The 6264-nt window shown below is 62.1% G+C and carries 5 protein-coding genes and 1 other RNA gene; all 6 read right to left on the bottom strand.

Annotated elements, in window-relative coordinates; genetic code table 11:
- Nucleotides 1–595 precede the first annotated feature (595 nt).
- The 6 genes from AO501_RS23000 to AO501_RS22985 all read right to left on the bottom strand — a co-directional run bounded on the left by AO501_RS23000 (nt 596) and on the right by AO501_RS22985 (nt 6258).
- Nucleotides 596–1363 (bottom strand): hypothetical protein, encoded by a 768-nt coding sequence (locus tag AO501_RS23000; RefSeq protein ID WP_156452743.1) that lies wholly within the window; start codon nt 1361–1363, stop codon nt 596–598.
- 264 nt (nt 1364–1627) lie between these two features.
- Nucleotides 1628–1897, bottom strand: coding sequence for a helix-turn-helix domain-containing protein (locus AO501_RS40790; RefSeq protein WP_082658789.1), 270 nt, complete (start codon nt 1895–1897; stop codon nt 1628–1630).
- A gap of 680 nt (nt 1898–2577) precedes the next feature.
- On the bottom strand, nt 2578–3693 hold the full coding sequence (locus AO501_RS22995) for a tyrosine-type recombinase/integrase (RefSeq protein WP_055579919.1): 1116 nt from the start codon (nt 3691–3693) through the stop codon (nt 2578–2580).
- Between the two features lie 87 nt (nt 3694–3780).
- Nucleotides 3781–4148: a transfer-messenger RNA gene (gene ssrA, locus AO501_RS34580) on the bottom strand.
- Between the two features lie 164 nt (nt 4149–4312).
- Nucleotides 4313–5275: a hypothetical protein gene (locus tag AO501_RS22990; protein ID WP_055579918.1), complete on the bottom strand. Its 963-nt coding sequence runs from the start codon at nt 5273–5275 to the stop codon at nt 4313–4315.
- Between the two features lie 137 nt (nt 5276–5412).
- Nucleotides 5413–6258: a maleylpyruvate isomerase family mycothiol-dependent enzyme gene (locus AO501_RS22985; protein WP_055579917.1), complete on the bottom strand. Its 846-nt coding sequence runs from the start codon at nt 6256–6258 to the stop codon at nt 5413–5415.
- Nucleotides 6259–6264: the final 6 nt, after the last annotated feature.

The following is a 6264-nucleotide window of genomic DNA, read 5'->3' as shown; positions in this document are numbered from 1 at the left end:
CAACACACCGGTCTGAAAGAAGGTGGTCCTGAATCAGGCCGTCACACCGGTCCTGAATCAAACTGTCATAGCCACCAGCACCCTTCCGCGAGCATCAGGTGACACTCGAGGCAGACGGGGGGCTCTGGTCGCTCGCCCCTGACAATTGGCTTTGCAACCGCAGCGGGGGTAATCGGTGGGGCTCGCACCAGCTATGCAGCGCGCCCGAGAAGTCTGAGCGAAACTGTACGTCGTCGCCCCCTCGAACCAGCGCCCGCGCCGCTCGCATAAAGTGCGGTGACGGGTGCTGAATGGTGCTGTGCAAGTCGGAAATGGTATTTGCCGGGTCTTAACCATTGCCGTGCCCTTCAATTCGCCCCAGCCGGAAGCCAGAAGCTCATTGTCAGTAATACCGCGGCTGCGCCGAGTCCTTCTGCGCGCCATCAGCGGATCACTTTCGGCTCGACGGGACGGGTTCGTCTCCGTATCGGACGTGAACATGTCATGGACGCCTTTCTCGTCATCTCAATTTCTTTCTCAAAGGATGAGCAGTGCCCTGTTGACTTTGGACATAGGAGTACTTCCCAGGGGTTTCCTATGTCCAAGGCATGGAAGCTCACTGACGGCCTCCATGGGCGAGTTCAAACGGGTCGGAAAGGGAATAGATCGCCGCCTTCCGGTTCTTTGGATTCTCGGAGTAGGACCCAGAGTCATGCAGGACCAGAAATCCCCTCTTGGCCAACTCCTTCAGGGTGTTACTGGCAGAGCTATGCGGGATGCCGACGATGGCACCGACCTCGCGGCAGGGACAGGTGACCTTGGAGTTACGTCTCTTCTGTACTGACGTAATGACATAGCGCATTACCTGCTTCTGGGTGTCCGACAGGTTGTCCACGTCGTCATCGAGGCGGTCCTCCCAGGCGTATGCCGCCCCGATCAGGTCTGTCATGTACTCATCGATGGGCTTGAGCGTGCCCTCGCGTTTAAGGTTTTCACTAGCCGTGGCCCAGGCTCGGTCGATTTGTCGCTGAGCACGCTTCGAGTTGCCCTTGACGCCGGTCAGCAGTTGAATCATCAACGGCCAGTGACCAAAGACCCTCTCGCCTCGGGCGAATAACCGGGTTTCCCGCGACCACATTTCCTCGACGTACTGCACTTGGGTCCAGCCACGTCGCTGGCAGGACATGGCGATAGCGACAAACAGGCCCCAAACCTTGCGGAGGTCGGGCTTCCTGCACTCAATTCCGGTCCGCAGGGCTGACATTGCCCACGGCGGCAAAGCGCGGTTGATCGAAATGCTTTCTGCGGCAGTCTCGTCAGAAGCGCCTTTCCGGGCACGGTTCAGCCGCGCCCCTGTCCGGGGAGCGTTCGAATCCGCTAACATCAGGGAGATCCTCTGCGCTGGGTGAGATTTCAGGGGTCCGATGCCTTCGGTTGCAGCCGAGGGCATCACTCTTTGTGGACATGCGAATGACAGGTCAAGGAGGCCTGCTGTACATGCGGGCTGGTGCACGGTGTCTCGGCTCAGGACACACATGTGGGCTGAACTGACCAACCCGCAGGACAGCCAAGCTTTCCGAATGAGCCCTAATGTTGAGCGGCCGGGGCGACATGGCCAATAGCCCATCCTCCGTGTACCTCGGAGCAATCACAGGCCCAGCACCCGCCTACGGCTACGCGGAGTGAGACCGACAATTCGGGCGACGCCGGGGACAGTGACGGAGCCTCCCGCTCCTCTATCAAAGTTGTTGGCGCACAGGCTAAAAATCGCCTCAACATCCGCGCTTGTGAAACGCCAATGTCGGGCGATCTTGATTGCAGGAAACCTACCCGACCGCACTTGCTCCGTGAGCCAGCGCGGCGTGCAGTCAAGACCCTCTGCTACTTCGTCGATGCTGTAGGTCTTGAAGTTGCTCATGCGACGGCTCCAGCTGCCAGCAGCAGAAGGACCCGCTCACGGATCTCGGGCCGGATCGGTAGCGCTGACCGGAGGGCACGCTCTACGGCGGCAACGAACACTTCCTCGTGCAGCCGCTCGCGGGCCTCGGCCAACTCGGGGTCGGAATGATCGCGGTGACGGGTTAGTGCTGCGACTCGGGCTCGATGAGCGCGGACACAGGTAGTGCTGGACACGGGCCGGACTCCGGAAATGCTGGCATGAGACGACAACGCGGGGGTGTCGATTCAATGCAAATGGCGTGCTCTGACCGTTTGATGCGCTGGCCATTTCGAATCACGCCATCGGATGCCGACCAGCACGACCTGGCTCCGATGATCTGGTGCGTCCCGGGCGGTGATTAATCCACCTCAAGCCGAAAGGCTGCATTCGGTTCTCCACCCATGACGCTACACGCACGGATGCTTACTCCGCAAGTAAGATCTGATCGCCAAATTCACCAAAATTGTTTACTGACAATGTGTTTCACATGTAACCATGCAGGCATGAAAAGCATGTAGGGCTGCAAGCATGGCTGGCTGCACTCCACGGTGTCAGGACGAATGGTGTCGTCAACTGTCGAATACCGATTCCGCTGAAGCCGCCCACCTCGCGGACGGGTTGCGGAAGAAGACTGCCTTCGCCGAGAGCAGTACGCGTACTCAGCGAAGAATCCTCTCCATAGCCTCCGAGGCGACCTGCATATTGCTGCGATCCAAATGGGTGTAGAGATTAATGGTCGTCTGGATCGATTCGTGACCGAGGTGGCGGCTCACTGTCGCCATCGGAACCCCGGCAGCGATGAGCCAGGAGGCGCAAGTGTGCCTGCAGTCATGGATACGCGGGTGCCGCACCGTGGTCTGCGACGGTACCCGCTGGCTTTCGTCATCGGCACTGGGCCAGACCCGCTCCACGGCAGGCTGCCACACCCTCTCATGAAATCCATTGCCTCGAACCGGGCCGCCCGACTTGTTGGTGAAGACCCATTCCTTGGTCAAGTCGAGCTTGGCCAGGGTCGACTTCGGGACGCTGATGGTCCGCACCGACCGCGTGGTCTTTGGAGCTCCGAGTTCGTACCCGCCAACGGCGTAGGTGCGCTTCCAGGCCCGCGTGATGCGCACGGTGCCGTTGTCCACGTCGATGTCGGACGGGCGCAAGGCCGTCACCTCACCCCACCGTGCACCTGAGACGACCAGAAACTCGACCAGCGGTCGCCAATGCTCAGTGACGGCTTCGAGGAGCTTGCCAAGCTCGGCGCGGGACATGCACACCATGTCCTTCTTCTCAGTGCGTGGGGCGCGATGCCCGGAGGCAGGGTTCGCCTGAATGCGACCGGCCTCGACCGCCGAACTCAACGCAGATGCCAGGAAGGCAGTCTTGTTTGAGATCGTCTTGCCCGAACTCCCTCCGTCGGCCATGGCCTGGCACCACTTGGCTACGTCCTCCCTCGTCAACGCCGACAACGGGATCGGGCCGAGGGTCGGAGCGATGTCGTTCTTGAGATACGACCGATAGTCCGCAAGCGTCGACTTCGCCAAGCCGGTGCGGTGGTCGATGTACCGTTCGACCCACTCGCCAACGGTCATAGTCGACAGCGCCGGGTCGGAGCCGATGGACGATAGTGCCTTCATCGGGCCGACGCGGTCGACCAGTCCCATGAACTTCTCGGCTGTCTCGAAGTCCTCGAAGCTGGTCGAGGTCTGCTTGCCGCCATGCCGGTAGAGGACCGCGTAGTAGGTTGACTTGTCTTTGCGGGACCGTGTGCGCAGCGACGCCATGGAGGCATCATAACGCTGGCCTGTTGACCCCATGTTGACGTAAAAGTGCCTGAGGCCTAGCTTTTATACCTTGACCTGCATCTTCTTTTGTGGAGCTGCCGGGAATCGAACCCGGGTCCTACGGCATTCCCTCAAGGCTTCTCCGTGCGCAGTCCGCTATGTCTCTGCTCGGATCTCCTGGTCACGCGAACTAGCCAGGATGACGATCCCAGTCGCTGTTGGTGTCCCGATGAGTCCCGCGACCGAACTCATCGGTTGATCCCTCTAGCTGATGCCGGGGTCCGGGGCGAGGGCGTTCCCGGTCCGACAGACTAGCTGTCGCTTAGGCAGCGAGAGCGTAGTCGCGCTGATGTGAATCGGCGCTTATATGGTTGCAACGACGCTTACGGTGGTCTCTTGCCTGCACCGGCACGCTTCCCTTGATTCGATGCGCGAAGTCGAAACCGTTCAGCCCCTTGTCTTTGTTGCTTCGAGCACCCCTACCGGTTTCCCGGCAGGACAACCAATGGTACGCCTCTATCAACCAGCGGCAACGCATTTATCTTCCCGGCCGCATCGGCCGCAGACAACCGAGTCCCCCCGGTTAGCGGACCGGGGGGACTCGATCGAAACATCCTGCCTAGCTGATGCCGACGGCCTCCTTGGCGATGGCGGCGACGCGGGTCTGCGCGGCGGAAACGATCCGCTGACGATCCTTGTGCGCCTCCTCGTAGGCGATGATGACGCGGACGTCCCGAGGAGTGGTCAGGTCCTTGATCGCGGCGACGGCGTCACCGATGTTCAGGTCGTCGTAGTTCGCGATCGGCAACTCACTGGCGTCCAGGACGCCCACCGTCTCACGCCCCTCGTGCAGCGCGTCGGCGGCACCGTCGGCTCCCTCGTTACGGGTGACGCGTTCGGCGGCCCGCAACGCGGCGTTCTGCGAGGCCGACAGCGCCTTGGCAGCGATCTCGCCGGCGTTTCCGCCTCGCTCCACCAGCTCGCGGAACGCGGGACCGGCGGTGCGCAGGCTCTCGACAGCGCGGTCGATGCCGCGCGCCGACCAGGTCACCGGCAGGTTGACCAGCTTCACCGCGGTGCCGGCAGCCATCTGCACCGGTGTGCGACGAAGCGCCGCCGGACCGCCGAGGGCGTCCTCGGCAAGCACCGTGGTCAGCCATTCCACCGTCGCGGTGTGCGCGGTGATCAGGCGGTCGGCCAGGTTCTCGACGTCCTTGTTCTTGGCAGCGATCGCCAGCGCCTTGGTGTAGCGGGCGCGGTCCAGCAGCTGGTCTTCCAGCGCCAGGTCACCCAGCAGTGCCTCGTCAAACGGCTCGGCCTGCTCGGTCAGCGCCTTGACGGCCGCGGCAGCGCGACCAAGGAATGGGCCGATCACGTCGGGGTAGCCGCCCAGGTCCCGAATCCTCGCCTGAATGGCTTCGGCTCGCTCGCGGCCATTCTCAGCGTTCTGGCTCAGCTCGCGGCGTACCGCATCGGTGCGAGCCTGAATCACCCGGGTTTCGGCAATCTGAATCTCGGTATTCGTCAGATCGAGCAGAGTGCGAAGCTGCGCGAGCAGTCTGGTCGTATCTGGTGCAGTCATTATCTGTAGACCTCCCTGAGTCTTGAGGATTTCGGTGGCGCGACGGCGCCCGTAACTGTCGGCTACCCATCTCGGCCGACGAGTAACATCCTCATCCCAGGTGTGATCCACGTCGCTCCGTGCGACGAAAAGCATTGTCAAATAACGAAGTTGATTCGCTCGACAATGCGTCCCGCCACGTCCCGATCGCCGTCGAGTCCGACGTCTTGGCTGCGCGCGGGGCATAACGAGCGACCGCCGGCAAGCCGGGTGAACTGCAAAGCGTCGACGCGGATCGTTGCGGTCGGCTCCGCGTCACCGAAGTCGTCGACCAGTTGCGCCCGGCCGTCCACGCTGACCCGTATCTGGCGCGCGTGCGGGCCGGTCAGGTCGAACAGGACCCGCGAGCCTTCGGGCGCCTTCGCCAGTTTGCCCACAACGAATCCCATCGAGGTCTCGACCTCGTCCAGCGACAACCGCAACGCCGGTCCGAGCAGTTCCTTGTCGGACGACGGTCGTTGCAGACCGATCCGGATGTCCTGTTCGTGCATCCAGCAGTCGAACACCCGAATCCGCATGAAGCGTCCGTAGCTGTCCGGCCCGGCCGGGGTGAAGGACACCGCGTTCCACTGCTCGTCGGTCATGGCCTCCAATACTTTTCGACGCGCACTGGTGACTTCGCGGAACTTCTCCAGCACCTGCGCGCCCGGTTCCTCACTGAGGTGGCGTACCCAACACTCGTTCATCACCCCGATGTCGTTGCGCACATGGTCGAGCGCTTTGACGTCGATGTCGGGTTCGGGAGGACTGACGCCCTGCAGGAACGACTCGGTGCCGATGATGTGCGAAACCACGGCCTTGATGTCCCAGCCGGCCAGCGCGCTCGGCTTCTCCCAGTCCGCCTCGGACAATCCGCCCAGTAATGCGTCGAGGTCATCCCAGACGGCGAACAGACCCGTCAGGACGTCGGACTTGTCGAGCAGGGTGACGGGACGGTCGGCCATGGGTGG

Origin of the sequence: Mycobacterium gordonae (assembly GCF_001417955.2) — a bacterium.
GTDB classification, from domain to species: domain Bacteria; phylum Actinomycetota; class Actinomycetes; order Mycobacteriales; family Mycobacteriaceae; genus Mycobacterium; species Mycobacterium gordonae_B.
This window is presented reverse-complemented; position numbering and strand designations above follow the sequence as displayed.

Bases quoted from the DNA above. Each gene is read 5' to 3' on its own strand.
- AO501_RS22990 (WP_055579918.1), bottom strand. From the start codon at position 5,275: ATGACTGCACCAGATACGACCAGACTGCTCGCGCAGCTTCGCACTCTG.
- AO501_RS22985 (WP_055579917.1), bottom strand. From the start codon at position 6,258: ATGGCCGACCGTCCCGTCACCCTGCTCGACAAGTCCGACGTCCTGACG.
- AO501_RS40790 (WP_082658789.1), bottom strand. From the start codon at position 1,897: ATGAGCAACTTCAAGACCTACAGCATCGACGAAGTAGCAGAGGGTCTT.
- AO501_RS22995 (WP_055579919.1), bottom strand. From the start codon at position 3,693: ATGGCGTCGCTGCGCACACGGTCCCGCAAAGACAAGTCAACCTACTAC.
- AO501_RS23000 (WP_156452743.1), bottom strand. From the start codon at position 1,363: ATGTTAGCGGATTCGAACGCTCCCCGGACAGGGGCGCGGCTGAACCGT.